The 16,253-nt window shown below is 68.1% G+C and carries 18 protein-coding genes and 1 tRNA gene; 10 read left to right on the top strand and 9 right to left on the bottom strand.

What is annotated here, in order from left to right; genetic code table 11:
* Positions 1-22: 22 nt before the first annotated feature.
* The 8 genes from ACZ1HC_RS02160 to ACZ1HC_RS02125 all read left to right on the top strand — a co-directional run bounded on the left by ACZ1HC_RS02160 (position 23) and on the right by ACZ1HC_RS02125 (position 7,597).
* Positions 23-382 carry a fluoride efflux transporter FluC gene (locus tag ACZ1HC_RS02160; RefSeq protein ID WP_472698552.1) on the top strand — a complete coding sequence of 120 codons (360 nt, stop codon included), beginning with the start codon at positions 23-25 and terminating at the stop codon, positions 380-382.
* The gene (locus tag ACZ1HC_RS02155; RefSeq protein WP_472698551.1) at positions 379-1,431 is read left to right on the top strand and encodes an RluA family pseudouridine synthase; all 1,053 of its coding nucleotides are present in this window, start codon (positions 379-381) and stop codon (positions 1,429-1,431) included. The genes ACZ1HC_RS02160 and ACZ1HC_RS02155 overlap by 4 nt, the downstream gene beginning before the upstream one ends.
* On the top strand, positions 1,428-2,084 hold the full coding sequence (locus tag ACZ1HC_RS02150) for an HAD-IA family hydrolase (RefSeq protein WP_472698550.1): 657 nt from the start codon (positions 1,428-1,430) through the stop codon (positions 2,082-2,084). Before ACZ1HC_RS02155 ends, ACZ1HC_RS02150 begins: the two co-directional genes overlap by 4 nt.
* Positions 2,081-2,794 (top strand): ATP12 family chaperone protein, encoded by a 714-nt coding sequence (locus tag ACZ1HC_RS02145; RefSeq protein ID WP_472698549.1) that lies wholly within the window; start codon positions 2,081-2,083, stop codon positions 2,792-2,794. The genes ACZ1HC_RS02150 and ACZ1HC_RS02145 overlap by 4 nt, the downstream gene beginning before the upstream one ends.
* A gap of 163 nt (positions 2,795-2,957) precedes the next feature.
* Positions 2,958-3,974, top strand: coding sequence for an amino acid ABC transporter substrate-binding protein (locus ACZ1HC_RS02140; protein WP_472698548.1), 1,017 nt, complete (start codon positions 2,958-2,960; stop codon positions 3,972-3,974).
* A 111-nt stretch (positions 3,975-4,085) separates the two neighbouring features.
* Positions 4,086-5,342 (top strand): amino acid ABC transporter permease, encoded by a 1,257-nt coding sequence (locus ACZ1HC_RS02135; RefSeq protein WP_472698547.1) that lies wholly within the window; start codon positions 4,086-4,088, stop codon positions 5,340-5,342.
* A 1-nt stretch (position 5,343) separates the two neighbouring features.
* Positions 5,344-6,798, top strand: coding sequence for an amino acid ABC transporter permease (locus ACZ1HC_RS02130; RefSeq protein ID WP_472698546.1), 1,455 nt, complete (start codon positions 5,344-5,346; stop codon positions 6,796-6,798).
* Between the two features lie 10 nt (positions 6,799-6,808).
* The gene (locus tag ACZ1HC_RS02125; RefSeq protein ID WP_472698545.1) at positions 6,809-7,597 is read left to right on the top strand and encodes an amino acid ABC transporter ATP-binding protein; all 789 of its coding nucleotides are present in this window, start codon (positions 6,809-6,811) and stop codon (positions 7,595-7,597) included.
* 101 nt (positions 7,598-7,698) lie between these two features.
* Here the strand turns inward: ACZ1HC_RS02125 and ACZ1HC_RS02120 are convergent, their stop codons facing one another.
* The 9 genes from ACZ1HC_RS02120 to rpmH all read right to left on the bottom strand — a co-directional run bounded on the left by ACZ1HC_RS02120 (position 7,699) and on the right by rpmH (position 14,322).
* On the bottom strand, positions 7,699-8,217 hold the full coding sequence (locus tag ACZ1HC_RS02120; RefSeq protein WP_472698544.1) for a SixA phosphatase family protein: 519 nt from the start codon (positions 8,215-8,217) through the stop codon (positions 7,699-7,701).
* An 81-nt stretch (positions 8,218-8,298) separates the two neighbouring features.
* Positions 8,299-9,198 (bottom strand): acetylglutamate kinase, encoded by a 900-nt coding sequence (gene argB, locus ACZ1HC_RS02115; RefSeq protein WP_472700756.1) that lies wholly within the window; start codon positions 9,196-9,198, stop codon positions 8,299-8,301.
* 77 nt (positions 9,199-9,275) lie between these two features.
* The gene (gene yihA, locus ACZ1HC_RS02110) at positions 9,276-9,926 is read right to left on the bottom strand and encodes a ribosome biogenesis GTP-binding protein YihA/YsxC (RefSeq protein WP_472698543.1); all 651 of its coding nucleotides are present in this window, start codon (positions 9,924-9,926) and stop codon (positions 9,276-9,278) included.
* A complete protein-coding gene (locus tag ACZ1HC_RS02105) occupies positions 9,923-10,684 on the bottom strand; it encodes an MOSC domain-containing protein (protein ID WP_472698542.1) in 762 nt (253 codons plus the stop codon). The genes yihA and ACZ1HC_RS02105 overlap by 4 nt, the downstream gene beginning before the upstream one ends.
* Positions 10,681-12,510, bottom strand: coding sequence for a membrane protein insertase YidC (yidC, locus tag ACZ1HC_RS02100; protein WP_472698541.1), 1,830 nt, complete (start codon positions 12,508-12,510; stop codon positions 10,681-10,683). The genes ACZ1HC_RS02105 and yidC overlap by 4 nt, the downstream gene beginning before the upstream one ends.
* A 100-nt stretch (positions 12,511-12,610) precedes the next feature.
* Positions 12,611-13,486: a tRNA 2-thiocytidine(32) synthetase TtcA gene (gene ttcA, locus ACZ1HC_RS02095; protein WP_472698540.1), complete on the bottom strand. Its 876-nt coding sequence runs from the start codon at positions 13,484-13,486 to the stop codon at positions 12,611-12,613.
* 11 nt (positions 13,487-13,497) lie between these two features.
* The gene (yidD, locus tag ACZ1HC_RS02090; RefSeq protein ID WP_472698539.1) at positions 13,498-13,746 is read right to left on the bottom strand and encodes a membrane protein insertion efficiency factor YidD; all 249 of its coding nucleotides are present in this window, start codon (positions 13,744-13,746) and stop codon (positions 13,498-13,500) included.
* The gene (rnpA, locus tag ACZ1HC_RS02085) at positions 13,743-14,078 is read right to left on the bottom strand and encodes a ribonuclease P protein component (protein WP_472698538.1); all 336 of its coding nucleotides are present in this window, start codon (positions 14,076-14,078) and stop codon (positions 13,743-13,745) included. The genes yidD and rnpA overlap by 4 nt, the downstream gene beginning before the upstream one ends.
* A 109-nt stretch (positions 14,079-14,187) precedes the next feature.
* Positions 14,188-14,322, bottom strand: a complete 135-nt coding sequence (gene rpmH / locus ACZ1HC_RS02080) for a 50S ribosomal protein L34 (protein WP_103172990.1) — start codon at positions 14,320-14,322, stop codon at positions 14,188-14,190.
* A gap of 264 nt (positions 14,323-14,586) precedes the next feature.
* On the opposite strand from rpmH, the gene ACZ1HC_RS02075 reads away from it, so the two are divergent.
* Together ACZ1HC_RS02075 and ACZ1HC_RS02070 are read left to right on the top strand one after the other, a co-directional pair.
* On the top strand, positions 14,587-16,005 hold the full coding sequence (locus ACZ1HC_RS02075; RefSeq protein ID WP_472698537.1) for a sensor histidine kinase: 1,419 nt from the start codon (positions 14,587-14,589) through the stop codon (positions 16,003-16,005).
* Between the two features lie 77 nt (positions 16,006-16,082).
* Positions 16,083-16,159: transfer RNA gene (locus tag ACZ1HC_RS02070), tRNA-Arg, on the top strand.
* Positions 16,160-16,253: the final 94 nt, after the last annotated feature.

Raw genomic sequence — 16,253 nt, 5'->3', positions numbered from 1 at the left:
GCGGGGCCACACAGACATGCCCATGAACCCCTTTCTGCAAGTCGCCATAGGCGGGGCCATCGGGGCCACCTGCCGCTATGCGCTGTATCGCGCGATGCCGCTGGCCTGGCTGGCCACGCTGCTGGCCAATGTCCTGGGCAGCTTCGCGATGGGGCTTCTCGCCGCCGCCTTCGCCCACAGGTTCGGCAAGGACTGGGCACCCTTGGCGCTGGCCGGGATGCTGGGCGGGTTCACGACCTTCTCGGCCTTCTCGCTGGACGTGCTGAGCCTGTACGAACGCGGGCAGGGGGCCGGGGCCCTGGCCTATGCCGGCGCCTCGGTCCTGTTGTCGCTGGCCGCGGTCGCGGCGGGGCTGGCCTTGGGGCGGGGGCTTTGGGCATGAGCGGCGTGCAGACCATCCGCGTGGCCGAGGACGAGGGCGATCAGCGCCTGGACCGCTGGCTGAGGAAGAAGTTCCCCCAGCTTGGCCAGATCGCCATCGAGAAGCTGTGCCGCACCGGCCAGGTGCGCGTCGATGGCGGGCGCGTCAAGCCCGCCACCCGGATCGAGCCCGGGCAGGAGGTCCGCATCCCGCCGCTGCCCGAGGGCCGGCCCGCCGCGCCCGTCAGGGAACGGCCGCTGGGGCCCCGGGTCTCGGGGGCGGACGAAAGCATGATCCAGGCTGCCGTGCTGTGGAAGGACGACCACATCATCGCGCTGAACAAGCCTCCGGGCCTGCCCAGCCAGGGGGGCAGCGGGCAGGGCGACCGCCATGTGGACGGGCTGACCACGGCGTTGATGTTCGGCTACAAGGACCGCCCGAAGCTGGTGCATCGTCTGGACAAGGACACCTCGGGGGTGCTGCTGCTGGCGCGGACCGACCGCGTGGCCCGCGCCCTGTCCGACGCCTTCCGGTCGCGCACCACGCGCAAGATCTACTGGGCCGCCGTGGCGGGCGTGCCGCATCCGCGCATGGGCACGATCCGCTTCGGCCTGGTCAAGGGCGGGGCCGGGCGCGGCGACAACGAAAAGATGATCGCCGTCCATCCCCGCGACATCGACACGACCGAGGGGGCCAAACGCGCCACCACCGATTACGCGGTGCTGGACGCGCTGGCCACGCGGGTCAGCTGGTGCGCCCTGGTGCCCGTGACCGGCCGGACGCACCAGTTGCGCGCGCATATGGCGGAACTGGGCCACCCGATCGTCGGAGACGGCAAATACGGCGGCTCGGGGCAAGAGAACCTGGGCGACGGCTGGGGCGCCCAGCTGGGCGGCGAGATCAGCAAGAAGCTGCATCTTCACGCGCGCAGCATCAGCTTCGACCATCCCATCACCAAGAAGCGCATCACCCTGACCGCGCCTCTGCCCGATCACATGGCGCGAACCTGGAAGACGCTGGGCTGGCACGAGGGCGACGTGCCCGACGACCCTTTCGCGGATCCTGAATGAGGCTGGTCGTCTTCGATGTCGACGGCACGCTGATCGACAGTCAGGACCACATCCATCGCGCGATGGCCGAGGCGTTCCGGGCCGTGGGCCTCGCGCCCCTGCCGCGGGCCCAGGTGCTGTCCGTCGTGGGCCTGTCGCTGCCCGTGGCGGTGGCGCAGCTTGTTCCCGCCCACGACGCCGAAACGCAGGGCAGGATCGTCGTCGCCTATCGCGGGGCCTTCATGCAGGCGCGGCTGGACCGGGCAGCGCCGCTTTATGACGGGGCGATGGCCTGCCTGGACAGGCTGGGCAGGCGCGGCGACATGGTGCTGGCGCTGGCCACCGGCAAGTCCCGGCGCGGCGTTGCGGCGATGATCGCCGCGCATGGGCTGGAGGGGCGCTTCGTCAGCCTGCAGACGGCGGACGACCATCCCTCGAAGCCGCATCCCGCGATGCTGCTGGCGGCGATGGCCGATGCGGGTGTTGGGGCAGCCGACGCGGCGATGGTGGGCGACACCAGCTTCGATCTGGACATGGCGCGGGCGGCGGGAATGGCGGGCTTCGGGGTTGCATGGGGCTATCATCCCGTGGAACGGTTGCAGGCCGCAGGCGCGGCTTGCATCGCGCGCGACTTCACGGAACTGACGCAGGCGATAGAACGGTGGGCGGCATGAGCGAGTGGAAGGCACGGCGGTTCTGGAAGGCGGCCTCGGTCGTGTCCGCCGGTTCGGGGTTCGAGGTGGTTCTGGACATGCGCCCGCTGCGGACCCCGGGCAAGCTGCCCCTGATCCTGCCGGTCGAGGATCTGGCCTGGGCCATCGCCCGGGAATGGGACGCGCAGGCCGACATCATCGACCCCAACGCCATGCCGCTGACCCGCGCCGCCAATTCCGCGGTCGAGAAGGTCACGCCGCAGTTTGCCTCGGTGGCGGACATGCTTGCCGAATACGGCGGCACCGACCTGCTGTCCTATCGCGCCGACCAGCCGGCCGAACTGGCCCGCCGTCAGGCCGAGGCCTGGGATTCGCTGGTGGATTGGGCCGCGACGGATCTGCGCGCGCCCCTGCGCATCACCCACGGCATCATCCCCGTCCCGCAGGACCGTCAGGTGCTGGCGCGGCTGCGCGGGCATCTGGACGACCTGGATGCCTTCGGCCTGACGGCGCTGCACGATCTTGTGACGCTGCCGGGGTCGCTGATCCTGGGTCTGGCCGTCATCCGCGGCCGGATCGACGCGGCCGAGGCGTTCCGCATCTCTCGCATCGACGAGGATTTCCAGACCGAACGCTGGGGCCAGGACGAGGAAGCGCATGCGGCCGCCCAGGGGCGGAAGGAGGCCATGCTGGTGGCCGAACGGTTCTGGCACCTTTCGCGCCGCAGGTGAATGTGAGGGCCCGAGGGGGCGTCAAGCTTGACGCACCGGGAAGGATCGGCACTATGTTGCTCATGGAGCGGCCCCCGCCCGGGGCCTCCGCAGAACAGCCCGACCGCCAAGGCCGGGCCTCGCCCGCCCCGGAAAGGGGCGGCATCCAACACAAGGGGTAGAAATGAAGACTTCGGTATTCCTGGGTTCTGTCGCCGCCGCCACGCTGATGGCCGGTGCCGGCATGGCCGACACGCTGGCAGACGTGAAGGCGCGCGGTGAACTGAACTGCGGCGTGAACACCGGCCTCGTGGGCTTCGCCGCGCCGGACGCGAACGGCAACTGGACGGGCTTCGACGTCGATATCTGCAAGGCCGTCGCCGCCGCCGTGCTGGGCGATCCGTCCAAGGTGAAATACGTGCCGACGACCGGCCAGACGCGCTTCACCGCGCTGTCCTCGGGCGAGGTGGACGTGCTGGCGCGCAACTCGACCTGGACCTTCTCGCGCGATACCGACCTGGCGCTGGATTTCGTGGGCGTGAACTACTACGACGGCCAGGGCTTCATGGTGCGCAAGGATCTGGGCGTGACCTCGGCCAAGGAACTGGACGGCGCGACCATCTGCATCCAGACCGGCACCACCACGGAACTGAACCTGGCCGACTACTTCAAGGCCAACAACATGAGCTATCAGCCCGTCAACATCGACAGCAACGCCGAGGGCGAGCAGCAGTACATGGCCGGCGCCTGCGACGCCTACACGACCGACGCCTCGGGCCTGGCGGCGACGCGCGCGGCCTTCGCCGACCCCGAGAACCACATCATCCTGCCCGAGATCATCTCGAAGGAGCCGCTTGGGCCGGCGGTGCGCCACGGCGACAACAACTGGGGCGACATCGTGCGCTGGACGCTTTACGCGCTGATCGCGGCCGAGGAATACGGCGTCACCTCTGCCAATGTCGAGGAACTCGCCAGTTCCTCGCAGAACCCCGAGGTGCAGCGTTTGCTGGGCGTGACCGACGATCTGGGCGCGATGATCGGCCTGGACAAGGACTGGGCTAAGCGCGCCATCATGGCCAGCGGCAACTATGGCGAGATCTTCGCGGCCAATATCGGCGAACAGACCCCCATCGGCCTGGCGCGCGGCCTGAACGCCCAGTGGACGCAGGGCGGCCTGATGTACGCGATGCCCTTCCGCTGAGGGTTCCACGACAAGGCGGGGGGCGGCCGCGCCCCTGCGCATCACCACAAAAGACCGGTCGCGACAAACGCAGCCATGAAAGGCATGACCGGCTGCAGGGGTAAAGATCGAATGACGGACATCTCCGCGCCGGCGAGCCCGCCGTTTCGGCCCAGCATGCTGATCTATGATCGGCGCTACCGGTCGATGACCTTCCAGGTGATCGTGTTCATTCTGGTGATGGCCCTGGCCTGGTGGCTGGTCAACAACACGATCCGCAACCTGGAGGCCCTGGGCAAGGACTTCAACTTCGGCTTCCTGTGGCAGCGGGCCGGCTATGACATCCCCCAGACGCCGATCCCCTATACCGCAGACGACACGCATTTCCGCGCCGCCGTGGTCGGCCTGCTGAACACGCTGATCGTGGCGATCCTGGGCTGCATCGCGGCGACCTTCGTGGGCATCATCGCGGGCGTGGCCCGGCTGTCGAACAACTGGCTGATCGCCCGGCTGATGACCGTCTATGTCGAGGCCTTCCGCAACGTCCCCCTGCTGCTGTGGATCCTGATCGTCTTCGCCATCTTCACCGAGGTGATGCCGCCCCCCAACGCCTTCCGCGGCGACGATCCGGCGGCCAGCATGATCCTGTTCGACCATGTGGCGCTGACCAACCGCTATACCGCGATCCCGACGCTGGCGATGACCAACGATCCGGGCAGCCTGGATCTGGGCGCGCGGATCACCGTCAACTGGGCGACCATCGCCTTCGTCGTGGTCCTGGTCGGCGGCTGGTTCGTGCGCCGCATGATCCGCGCCTGGGCGCAGCGCGTGCAGGACCAGACCGGCGAGCGTCCCACCACCTGGTGGATGAGCCTTGCGGTGATGACGGTTCCGTCGCTGCTGCTGATCTGGTATTTCGGCCTGCATTTCGAGACCCCGGAACTGCGCGGCTTCAACTTCACGGGCGGGCTCAACGTGCAGAACAGCCTGGTCGCGCTGTGGCTGGCGCTGACGCTGTACACCGGCGCCTTCATCGCCGAGATCGTGCGCGCCGGCATCCAGGCCGTCAGCCGCGGCCAGACCGAGGCCGCCTTCGCTCTGGGCCTGCGTCCCCGCCGCACCATGAGCCTGGTGATCCTGCCGCAGGCGCTGAGGGTCATCATCCCGCCGCTGATCTCGCAATACCTGAACCTGACGAAGAACAGCTCGCTGGCGATCGCGGTGGGCTACATGGACATCAAGGGGACGCTGGGGGGCACGACGCTGAACCAGACCGGGCGGGAACTCGAGGCCATCCTGCTGATGATGGGCGTCTATCTGGTTCTCAGCCTCATCATCTCGTCGGGGATGAACATCTTCAACTCGCGCGTCAAGCTGAAGGAACGGTAGGATGAGCGACACCCATGCCCAGACCGTCCCCTTCGTGCGCGACACGATGCTGCCCCCCGCCGACCCTCCCGTGCGCCAGGCGGGGTCCGTCCGCTGGCTGCGCGAAAACCTGTTCTCGGGGCCGGTCAACACGGTCCTGACCATCCTGGGCATCCTGATCGTCTGGTTCGTGGTCAGCCATTTCTGGGACTGGTTCGCCCATTCCGTCTGGAACGCCGGCAGTCTTGCCGAATGCCGCCAGATCATCGCCGAACGCTGGGGCGAGGGGGCGCGCGGGGCCTGCTGGGCGGTCATCCGGGAACGCTGGAACCAGTACGTCTACGGGTTCTATCCGTCGGAACTGTACTGGCGTCCGACGATGGCCTTCGGCCTGCTGTTCCTGGCCTTGGCGCCGGTCCTATTCTCGGAGGCGCCGGGCATCCGGCGGATCGTGCTGGGCACGACGACGGTGCTGACGCTGGGGCTGATGGTCTGGCTGGACGCGCCCGCGGCCTGGCTGGTCTTTGCGGCGCTGGTCCTGATCGCAGGGCTGCTGGTGTCCGAGCGCCGCGTGTCCTGGCTGCTGATATTTTCCGTCCTGTATCCGCTGATGGGCGTCTGGTTCCTGTGGGGCGGCTCGGCCTGGGGGCCGATCATGGTGCTGGTCGGCCCGGCCTTGGGCTGGGTCGCCTGGCGGGTGCTTCAGCCCCTGTCCCCCATCGCGGCGGTCGCCGCGGCCCTGGCGATCCCGCTGCTGTGGTGGATCGGCTATTCGGCCGAGGCGGCCCGGGACGCGGAAAGCATCGTCTCTCTGTCGATCCCGGCCGTCGCCTCGGACCGCTTCGGGGGCTTCCTGCTGTCCATCACCATCGGCATCGCCGGGATCGCGCTGTCGCTGCCCCTGGGGATCGTGCTGGCCCTGGCGCGGCGGTCGGACATGTTCCTGGTCAAGTCGCTGGCCGTCATCTTCATCGAGTTCATCCGCGGGGTTCCGTTGATCGCGCTGCTGTTCGTGGCCTCGCTGCTGCTGAACTATTTCCTGCCGCCGGGCACGAATTTCGACATCATCCTGCGCGTCATCATCATGGTGACGCTGTTTTCCGCGGCCTACATGGCCGAGGTGATCCGGGGCGGCCTTGCCGCCCTGCCGAAGGGCCAGTACGAGGCGGCGGATGCCCTGGGCCTGGACTACTGGAAGGCGCAGCGCCTGATCGTGCTGCCCCAGGCGCTGAAGATCAGCATCCCGGGGATCGTCTCGACCTTCATCGGCATGTTCAAGGACACCACGCTGGTGACCTTCGTGGGCCTTTATGATCCGCTGAAGTCGATGTCCGATGCCGTGCGGGCCAGTACCTCGTGGAAGGGCATCTACTGGGAGCCCTACATCTTCGTCGGACTCATCTTCTTTCTGATCTGCTTCGGCATGTCGCGCTATTCGATGTATCTCGAACGCCGGCTGGCCCGCGACCACAGGTAAGGACCCCGCCATGAGCGACAATTCCACCCGCCAGATCGACCGCAGCCACATGCAGGTCAGCGACGAGGTCGCGATCGACATCCGCAACATGAACAAGTGGTTCGGATCCTTCCATGTGCTGCGCGACATCAACCTGACCGTGTACCGGGGCGAACGCATCGTCATCGCCGGGCCGTCGGGGTCGGGCAAGTCCACCCTGATCCGCTGCATCAACCGGCTGGAGGAGCATCAGTCCGGCCACATCGTCGTGGACGGGATCGAGCTGACCGACGACATCAAGAACATCGACAAGGTGCGCTCCGAGGTCGGGATGGTGTTCCAGCACTTCAACCTGTTCCCGCACCTGACCGTCATGGAGAACTGCACGCTGGCGCCGATCTGGGTGCGCAAGGTGCCGCGCCGCCAGGCCGAGGAAACCGCCATGCGGTTTCTGGAAAAGGTCAAGATCCCCGAACAGGCGCACAAGTATCCCGGCCAGCTGTCGGGGGGCCAGCAGCAGCGCGTGGCTATTGCCCGGTCGCTGTGCATGCAGCCCAGGATCATGCTGTTCGACGAGCCGACATCGGCGCTGGACCCCGAGATGATCAAGGAGGTTCTGGACACCATGATCGAGCTGGCCGAGGAAGGCATGACGATGATCTGCGTCACGCACGAGATGGGCTTCGCCCAGGCGGTGGCGAACCGGGTGATCTTCATGGACCAGGGACAGATCGTCGAGCAGAACGAGCCGCACGAGTTCTTCAACAACCCCAAGTCGGAACGCACCAAGCTGTTCCTGTCCCAGATCCTGGGGCACTGAGCCACCTGCGGGGAATCATCGGCGGACCGCCCGGGGGCGCTTCGCCCCCGGACCCCCCGAGGATATTTGCGCACAGAAGATGCAGGCCGCAGGCCCGATGGTCAGTGGCGCCCGTCCAGCCGCACGAAATCCATGACGCTGCCCTGGCCCGGTTCGACCTGCGACCAGTCCTCGATCTGGAAATCCACCACCAGCGTCGCGCCGGTCGGGTAGCGGCGGAAATCCGGGTCCAGGGGCAGGCGGGCGGGCAGCAGCGCCGCGAATTCCGAAATGCCGGGGTTGTGGCCCAGCATCATGACCGTGGGCCGCGTCGCGGTCTTCAGGATCGCCAGCATCTTTTCGGGCCCCGCCTGATAAAGGCCGGGCTCGATCCGCAGCAGGGGGCGGACCTCGAGCGGTGCGCTGGCGATGGTCGCCCAGGTTTCCTGCGTGCGCGCGGCCGAGGAACACAGCACTTCCTCGGGCTCGTAGCCGCGCGAGGCCATCCAGTCGCCGAGCGCCAGGGCCGAGCGGCGGCCGCGATCGTTCAGCGGCCGGTCGTGATCGGCCAGGCCCGGGTCATCCCAGGCCGACTTGGCATGGCGGGTCAGGATCAGCCGTCGGTGTCCAAGCGGTGTCATATGCGGTCTGTCCCCGTGTCATGCCTGTTTGCACGACAGCCTGCCACAGGCGCTGCGCCTTCGGCAAGGCGGGCCGCCCCGTTACAACGAAGCCTCGCCCTGACGCAGGCCGCGGGGGCGGGTGCTGGGGGGCGTGGACCGGATCAGGCTGCCGGCGCCGTGTTCGGTGAAAAGCTCCAGCAGGGTCGCATTGGGAACGCGGCCGTCCAGGATCACCACCGCGCGCACGCCGTCCTGGAGCGCCTTCAGCGCGGTTTCGGCCTTGGGGATCATGCCGCCCGTGATGGTGCCGTCGGCGATCATGGCGCGGACCTGGTCGGGGTGAAGCTGCGTCAGGATCTGGCCGGTCCTGTCCTTGACCCCCGCGACATCCGTCAGCAGCAGCAGCCGGTCGGCGCGCAGCGCGCCGGCGATGGCGCCTGCGGCGGTGTCGCCGTTGACGTTGAAGGTCTCGTTGTCGGCCATGCCGGTGGCGACGGGGGCGATCACCGGGATCAGGCCGGCCTTGTAGAGGTCGCGGATGATCTGGACGTTCATCTCGACGGGGCGTCCGACGAAGCCCAGTTCGGGATCGTCCGCCTCGCAGACCATCAGATCGTCGTCCTTGCCGCTGATGCCTACGGCCCGCCCGCCGGCGTCGTTGATGGCCTGGACGATGCGCTTGTTGACCAGGCCCGACAGCACCATCTCGACCACCTCGACGGTGTCCTTGGTGGTCACGCGCTTGCCGCGCACGAAGGTGCTTTCGATGCCCAGCCGGGACAGCAGGTCGTTGATCATCGGCCCGCCGCCGTGGCAGACGACGGGGTTCATGCCGACCTGCTTCATCAGCACGATGTCGCGGGCAAATTCCGCCATCGCGTCGTCGTCGCCCATCGCGTTGCCGCCGAACTTCACGACGACGACCGCGCCGGAATAGCGCTGCAGGTAGGGCAGGGCCTCGGAGAGGGTTCTGGCGGTGGCGGTCCAGTCGCGGTCCATGTCTTGCGTTCTCATCCTTGAAGGCCCCTTTCGACGGCCGGACCCTAGGACGCTACGCCGGATCAGTCCAGTCGCGTTCAGTCCAGCCCGGCGATGATCGCGCGCAGCGTGGCGATGCCCTGGCCCTTCTCGGACGAGGTGACGACGATCTGGGGGAAGGCGGCGGGATGCTTCTGCAATTCGGTCTCGACCTGGTCCAGGACCGGCCGGAGGGCATTGGGGCCCAGCTTGTCGGCCTTGGTCATCACCACCTGGAAGGGCACGGCGGATCGGTCCAGAAGGGTCATGATCTCGTGATCGACGGCTTTCACGCCGTGGCGCGAATCGATCAGGCAGAAGGCGCGCCGCAGCGTCGGGCGGCCCGCCAGATAGGATTTCAGCAATGCCTGCCACCGGGCGACGACCGCGACCGGCGCCTTGGCGAAGCCATAGCCCGGCAGGTCCACCAGATAGCTGTGGTCGCCCAGGGTGAAGTAGTTGATCTCTTGCGTGCGGCCCGGCGTGTTCGAGGCCCGCGCCAGGCCCTTGCGGCCGGTCAGCGCGTTGATGAGGCTGGACTTGCCGGCGTTGCTGCGTCCCGCGAAGCAGACCTCGGGGCGGTCGGCGGGCGGCAAGCCGTCCATCGCGACGACGCCTTTCAGGAAGTCCACCGGCCCGGTGAACAGCAGGCGCGCGGCCTCGGCCTGGTCGGCCTCGGGTTCGGGGGCGACGGGAAAGGCGACCTTCATGCGGCCACCTGATCGCCAAGGGCGATGTCCCCGCCGGTCACCACCTCGGCGAAGATGCCGAAATCGCTGTGGCCGTAGAGGCGGTCGAGGGCGTCCGGCATATCGATGTCGCGTTCGCCGGTCCCGGTATCGGCCGAGGTCGCCTCGCAGCGGCCGACATGCTGGGTGACGCGCAACTCGACCGTGCCGATGCGGATGATCCGGCCGATCAGGTCGCGTTCGGCCCAGGGCTCCCAGCCCTCAATCCACAGGTTGCCGCGCCAGCGGTGCAGGCCCAGGGGCAACCCGGCCCGCGCCTCGAGATCCGCCAGGCTGGCCAGCGACAGGATCGAGATCCAGGGCCACTTCTGGTCGGTCCAGATCGCCGCACCGCGCACCAGCCGGGTGGGCGCGGGGGCGTCGGCCGGCCATAGCGGGCGCAGCCAGTCCACCAGCCTGTCGCCTTCGGTTTCAGGGTCGATGGTCAGATCGCCCCGGGCCGGCTGGCGCAGGGTCAGGCGACCGGCTGACCAGCCGCCGGTGACGGCCTGCAGGCCCGGCGACTGCACGCCCCGCAGGAAGCAGGACTTGGGCAGCCAGCGGTCGGGTTCGCCCGCCGCCTGGCCGGCCCGCGCGTGGCGTTCGCCGGCCTCGGTCAGCACCGCCCATTCGCGGTCGCCGGGCAGACGGCGCGCGGCGGTCAGGGTGACGCGGTCCAGCCCCTCGCCGCCGATCGACTTGATCGGGTGGCGGCGGATATGGGCCAGGCGCGCCGTCACTTGCTGCCCTTCCTCGGACGGGTGGGGATCGAGGACTTGATGTTGCCGAACAGGTCGGGCCGGTGGCCGTGCATCGACATGATCGTGTATTGCTGCGCGATGGTGATCAGGTTGTTGGTGATCCAGTACAGCACCAGCCCCGAGGCGAAGCCGCCCAGCATGAACATGAAGATCCAGGGCATCCAGGCGAAGATCATCTTCTGCGCCGGATCCGCGGGCGTCGGGTTCAGGCGCTGTTGCAGCCACATGCTGATGCCCAGAACGATCGCCAGCGCCGGCAGCGACAGCGAATGCAGCAGCGTGCCCTGGGCGGGGGGCGCGAAGGGCAGCAGCCCGAACAGGTTCCACAGCGACGAGGGATCGGGCGCGGCCAGATCCTGAATCCAGCCGATCCAAGGCGCGTGGCGCAGTTCGATCGTGACGAAGATCACCTTGTAGAGCGCAAAGAAGATCGGCACCTGTAGCAGGATCGGCAGGCAGCCGGCGGCCGGGTTGACCTTCTCGCGCTTGTAAAGCTCCATCATTTCCTTCTGGAACTTCATGCGGTCGTCGCCGGTGCGTTCCTTCAGCGCCTCCAGCTGGGGCTGAAGCTCCTTCATCTTGGCCATCGAGATGTAGGATTTGCGCGCCAGCGGGAAGACCAGCATCTTCAGGATGAAGGTCAGCGCGATGATCGACCAGCCCATGTTGCCGATCATGCCGTGCAGCCAGTGCAGCAGGCGGAAGATCGGCTTGGTCAGGAAGTAGAACCAGCCCCAGTCAATCGAATCCACGAAGCCCTGGATGCCGGGGCTTTCCTCGTAGGCGTTGATCGTCTCCCAGACCTTGGCGCCGGCGAACAGGTAGCTGGCGGCGCTGACCTGCGTTCCCGGCTGGACGCTCTGCATCGGGTAGCGGGCTTCGGTCTGATAGATGTCCGCGCCTTCGGCGTATTTCACCACCGAGGTGAAGGCCTGGCCGGGCGCGGGGGCCAGCGTGGTCATCCAGTACTTGTCGGTGAAGCCGATCCAGCCGTTGTTGGTGACCTCGTTCACCTCGGCCCGGCCTTCGCGTTCCACTGCGTCCAGTTCGGCGATGTCGTCGTATTTCAGCTCCATCAGCGTGCCGTCGTGCATCCCCACCGCGCCCTCGTGCAGGACGAAGAAGTTCTGCGTGTCGGGGCGGCCGTGGCGCGCGATGATGCCGTAGGGGGCGGCGGTGAAGGCGGCGTCGCCGTTGTTCTGCAGCGACTGGGTGACGGTGAACAGGTAATCCTCGTCAACCGCGAAGGTGCGGCGGAAGATCTGGCCCGAGCCGTTGTCCCAGGCCAGCGTCACCGGCTGGCCGGGGGCCAGCGTGTCGCCGGCTTCCACGGTCCAGACGGTCGAGGGGCCGGGAACGAGCGCGGGATCGACGCCGGGGCCGGGGGTCCAGCCATAGATCGCGTAATAGGGCTTGGCCGCGCCCGTCGCGATCGCCTGCGTGGCGGTGGCCGAGGACGGCGACAGCAGGCGGACATTGGGCGAATCCTCGTCCAGGGTCTCGCGGTATTTCGTCAGCAGCAGGTCGTCGATCCGCCCCCCCACCAGCGAGATCGAGCCCGAGAGCGAGGGCGTCTGGATCTCGACCCGGCCGGCCTGGGTGGCGGGTTCGGCGGGCGCGCCCAGATCGGCGGGCAGGGTGCTGCTTTCGGGGTTGGCCAGCGGGATGTCCTGCGTCTGCGTTTCGACCGCGACCGGCTGTTCTGCGGGCAGGGGCGGTTCGGGCGCGAAGACCGTGTACCAAACCAGGATCACCAGGAACGACAGGACGGTCGCCAGGATCAGATTGCGGTTGTTGTCTTCCATGCCAGCAAAGCCTTTCGCGTCGGTCGCGCCGCTTCAACAGAAGGGGCGGCTAAAGGTCAAGCGTATTTGGCCGCCGTGGCCAGCATCCGCAGCGTCCGTCCTAGTCGCGCAGCCGCGGCGCCTGGCCGGGGTCAGGCGCTTTGGCGCCGGGGAACAGCGCGGCAAAATCGAACAGCCCGGGGTCCAGCAGGTGCGAGGGGCGCACGTTCATCAGCGCCCGGAACATCACCTGGCGGCGGCCCGGGGTGCGGCTTTCCCACTCGTCCAGCAGGCGCTTGACCTGAACGCGCTGCAGGCCCTCCTGGCTGCCGCAGAGGTCGCAGGGGATGATCGGATAGCCCATCGCGCGGGAAAACCGCTCGCAGTCGGCCTCGGCCACATAGGCCAGGGGGCGCAGCACGGTCAGGTCGCCGTCCTCGTTCAGCAGCTTGGGCGGCATGGTCGCCAGCCTGCCGCCGTGGAACAGGTTCATGAAGAAGGTTTCCAGGATGTCGTCGCGGTGATGGCCCAGGACGACGGCCGAACAGCCTTCCTCGCGGGCGATGCGATACAGGTTACCCCGGCGCAGCCGCGAACACAGCGAACACATGGTCCCGCCCGGAGCGATCTTGTCGGTGACGATGGAATAGGTGTCCTGGTATTCGATCCGGTGCGCCACGCCGCGTTCGCTCAGGAAGGTCGGCAGCACGGTCGCGGGGAAGTTCGGCTGGCCCTGGTCCAGGTTGCAGGCCAGCAGATCGACCGGCAGCAGCCCGCGCCATTTCAGTTCGTGCAACACCGCCAGCAGGGTATAGCTGTCCTTGCCGCCCGACAGGCAGACCAGCCAGCGGTCGCCGGGGCGGACCATGCCGTAATCCTCGATCGCCTGCCGCGTCTCGCGCACCAGGCGCTTGCGCAGCTTGCGGAACTCGGTCGAGGAGGGCGCGCCCGCGAACAGCGGGTGGATCTCGGTCAGGTCGTCGGTGTCGTCCAGCATGGCAAGGCCCTTCATCCAAGGCGGTCGTGATCGGGATCGGCGCCCGGCACCGGATCATAGCCCGAGCCGCCCCAGGGATGACAGCGCGCGATCCGCCGCGCCGTCAGCCACCCGCCCCGCAGCGCCCCGTGCCGCGACAGCGCGTCCAGCGCATAGGCCGAACAGGTCGGCTGGAAGCGGCAGGCCTTCCCCATCCAGGGCGAGGCCAGCAGCCGGTAGGCGCGGACCGGCAGGGCCAGCAGAGAGGCCAGCGGGCTCATCCGTGGATCTTCCGCAGCGCGTGGCGCAGGTCGGCGCACAGGTCGGCGAAGGCGCGGCCGATCGTCGCATCCGGCCTGCCGACCAGCACATAGTCCCAGCCAGGCCGCGCGCCCTGGGGCAGATGCAGCCGCGCCGCTTCGCGCAGGCGGCGCTTGGCGCGGTTGCGCATCACCGCGTTGCCGATCTTTTTGGAACAGGTGAAGCCCACCCGGAACGGCGCCCCGTCGCCCCGGTCGCGGGCCTGCAGCAGGAAGCCGGGCGCCCCTTGGCGCAGCGCGCGGGACGCGGCCAGAAAGTCCGCCCGCTTGGCGATGACCGGGGGCATCGACATGCGAAATGCCGCCGTGCCGTCATCCGCAGGTCGCTCTGAGGCACCGGGATGGGGCAGGGGCGGCATCGGCAGGGCCTTGGATCGGGCGGGACGGTCCCGCCGCACGGGATCAGGCCGACAGGCGCTTGCGGCCCTTGGCGCGGCGCGCGTTCAGCACGCGGCGGCCGCCGCTGGTGGCCATGCGGGCGCGAAAGCCGTGGCGGCGCGCACGAACGAGATTCGAGGGTTGATAGGTGCGCTTCATGGTCGTTCTCCGGGATCTTGTCTTGCGGATGGCGGGCAGCCGGGGCAAGGAAGCAAGGCTTCACCCCGCACGCGGACGCGCCGGTTGTTCGAAGCCCGCTGGATAGAGGAAGGGGGCCGGTCCGTCAACCGGCAAGTCGCGGTTTCGCGCAGGTGACTGGAAATCCCCGCCGGAACCTGCGAAAGATCACATTCGTTTGATGCGCAAGCGGGGGCCGGTCGGGCTGAAACACGCGCATCCTCGGGCGCTGACCATCAAGAGTGCATGCAACTGAACACGATCTCTGGCCGATTCGCCGCGTTGACGATCATCTTCGTCATGCTGGCCGAAGTGCTGATCCTGCTTCCGGCGCTGGCCAGCTTTCGGCTGGATTACCTCGAATCGCGGCTGGAGCGGGCGCAGATCGCCAGCCTTGCGCTGCTGGCGACCGATGAATCCCTGGCCGCCGACCTGGAATCGGAACTGCTGCAGAATGCGGGGGTCTTCAACGTCGTCCTGCGGCGCGACGACATCCGCCAGCTTGTGCTGTCCTCGCCCATCCCGGGGCCGGTCGCCCAGACCTACGACCTGCGCGAACAGGGCGTGTTCCAGAGCATCGACGACGCGCTGGGGGTGCTTGTGAACCGCCAGAACGAGGTGATCCGGGTCATCGGCGCCCCGGTGAACCAGGCCGGCCAGCTGATCGAGATCACCATGGAGACGGCGCCGCTGCGCACCGGCATGATCGAATACGGCTTCCGCCTGCTGCTGCTGTCGGCGGCCTTCTCGATCCTGACGGCGATCCTTCTGAACCTGGCCGTGCAGCGTCTGGTGCTGGTGCCGATCCGGCGCGTCATCAGCCACATGGTGTCCTATGCCCAGGCGCCGGGCGATCCGCGCCACATCATCATCCCCGACGCCCGCCTGGCCGAACTGCGCGACGCGGAAACCGCGCTCGAGACGATGCAGAAGACCGTGACCTCGTCGCTGAAGCAGAGGGAGCGGATGGCGCAGCTGGGCGAGGCGGTGGCCAAGATCAGCCACGACCTGCGCAACATCCTGACGACCGCGCAGATCTTCGCCGACCGGCTGGAGGACAGCGGCGATCCCAAGGTCAGGCGGGCGGCGCCCAAGCTGGTCAATTCGATCAGCCGCGCCGTGAACCTGTGCGAGACGACCCTGGCCTTCGGCAGGGCCGAGGAGCCTGCGCCGACGCTGTCGCGCTTCAACCTGGCGCAACTGGCCGCCGAGGTCATCGAGGCCGAGACCCTGGCCAGCGGCGACGGCCCGAAGGTCGAGTTCCTGTGCGACATTCCGCCCAGCCTGATGATCCGGGCCGATCGCGACCAGCTGTTCCGCGTCCTTGCCAACCTTGCCCGCAACGCCCGCCAGGCCATCGAGGGCACCGGCCAGCCCGGCACGGTCGAGATCGGCGCCGGCGAAAGCGACAGCGACTGGTGGATCCGCGTGGGCGACACCGGGCCGGGCCTGCCGGACAGGGCCCGGGAATACCTGTTCAAGCCCTTCGCCGGCAGCGCCCGCAAGGGCGGCACGGGCCTGGGCCTGACCATCGCCGCCGATCTGGTGCGCGGTCATGGCGGGCGGCTGGAGCTGGTGCGCAGCGATGCCGAGGGCAGCGAGTTCATGATCCACATCCCGCGCGACGTGGCGATCCTTCCGGCCGCGCGGATGGCGGGGGCGTGACAACCCCGCGCCCGGCGTTTTTTCCGCCCGACCCCCTTGCATCCCCCCGGCAGCCGTCTACATGACCGCCCTATGACGGACCCGTAGCTCAGCTGGATAGAGCACCAGACTACGAATCTGGGGGTCGGGCGTTCGAATCGCTCCGGGTCCGCCACTTCCCCTCATGATCCCCCCATCACGACGCGCTGCCGGCGCGTCCGGCCCATCGCGTGCGGGTATCCTTCCCATTTGGCTGCGTTGCGGACGGG

The sequence above is a fragment of the Paracoccus sp. BR5-17 genome (assembly GCF_055693925.1).
Note: the sequence above shows the minus strand (reverse complement) of the source record. Positions and strands in the feature narration are given on the sequence as shown.

Bases quoted from the DNA above. Each gene is read 5' to 3' on its own strand.
- ACZ1HC_RS02160 (WP_472698552.1), top strand. From the start codon at position 23: ATGAACCCCTTTCTGCAAGTCGCCATAGGCGGGGCCATCGGGGCCACC.
- ACZ1HC_RS02155 (WP_472698551.1), top strand. From the start codon at position 379: ATGAGCGGCGTGCAGACCATCCGCGTGGCCGAGGACGAGGGCGATCAG.
- ACZ1HC_RS02150 (WP_472698550.1), top strand. From the start codon at position 1,428: ATGAGGCTGGTCGTCTTCGATGTCGACGGCACGCTGATCGACAGTCAG.
- ACZ1HC_RS02145 (WP_472698549.1), top strand. From the start codon at position 2,081: ATGAGCGAGTGGAAGGCACGGCGGTTCTGGAAGGCGGCCTCGGTCGTG.
- ACZ1HC_RS02140 (WP_472698548.1), top strand. From the start codon at position 2,958: ATGAAGACTTCGGTATTCCTGGGTTCTGTCGCCGCCGCCACGCTGATG.
- ACZ1HC_RS02135 (WP_472698547.1), top strand. From the start codon at position 4,086: ATGACGGACATCTCCGCGCCGGCGAGCCCGCCGTTTCGGCCCAGCATG.
- ACZ1HC_RS02130 (WP_472698546.1), top strand. From the start codon at position 5,344: ATGAGCGACACCCATGCCCAGACCGTCCCCTTCGTGCGCGACACGATG.
- ACZ1HC_RS02125 (WP_472698545.1), top strand. From the start codon at position 6,809: ATGAGCGACAATTCCACCCGCCAGATCGACCGCAGCCACATGCAGGTC.
- ACZ1HC_RS02120 (WP_472698544.1), bottom strand. From the start codon at position 8,217: ATGACACCGCTTGGACACCGACGGCTGATCCTGACCCGCCATGCCAAG.
- argB (WP_472700756.1), bottom strand. From the start codon at position 9,198: ATGGACCGCGACTGGACCGCCACCGCCAGAACCCTCTCCGAGGCCCTG.
- yihA (WP_472698543.1), bottom strand. From the start codon at position 9,926: ATGAAGGTCGCCTTTCCCGTCGCCCCCGAACCCGAGGCCGACCAGGCC.
- yidC (WP_472698541.1), bottom strand. From the start codon at position 12,510: ATGGAAGACAACAACCGCAATCTGATCCTGGCGACCGTCCTGTCGTTC.
- ttcA (WP_472698540.1), bottom strand. From the start codon at position 13,486: ATGCTGGACGACACCGACGACCTGACCGAGATCCACCCGCTGTTCGCG.
- yidD (WP_472698539.1), bottom strand. From the start codon at position 13,746: ATGAGCCCGCTGGCCTCTCTGCTGGCCCTGCCGGTCCGCGCCTACCGG.
- rnpA (WP_472698538.1), bottom strand. From the start codon at position 14,078: ATGTCGATGCCCCCGGTCATCGCCAAGCGGGCGGACTTTCTGGCCGCG.
- rpmH (WP_103172990.1), bottom strand. From the start codon at position 14,322: ATGAAGCGCACCTATCAACCCTCGAATCTCGTTCGTGCGCGCCGCCAC.
- ACZ1HC_RS02075 (WP_472698537.1), top strand. From the start codon at position 14,587: ATGCAACTGAACACGATCTCTGGCCGATTCGCCGCGTTGACGATCATC.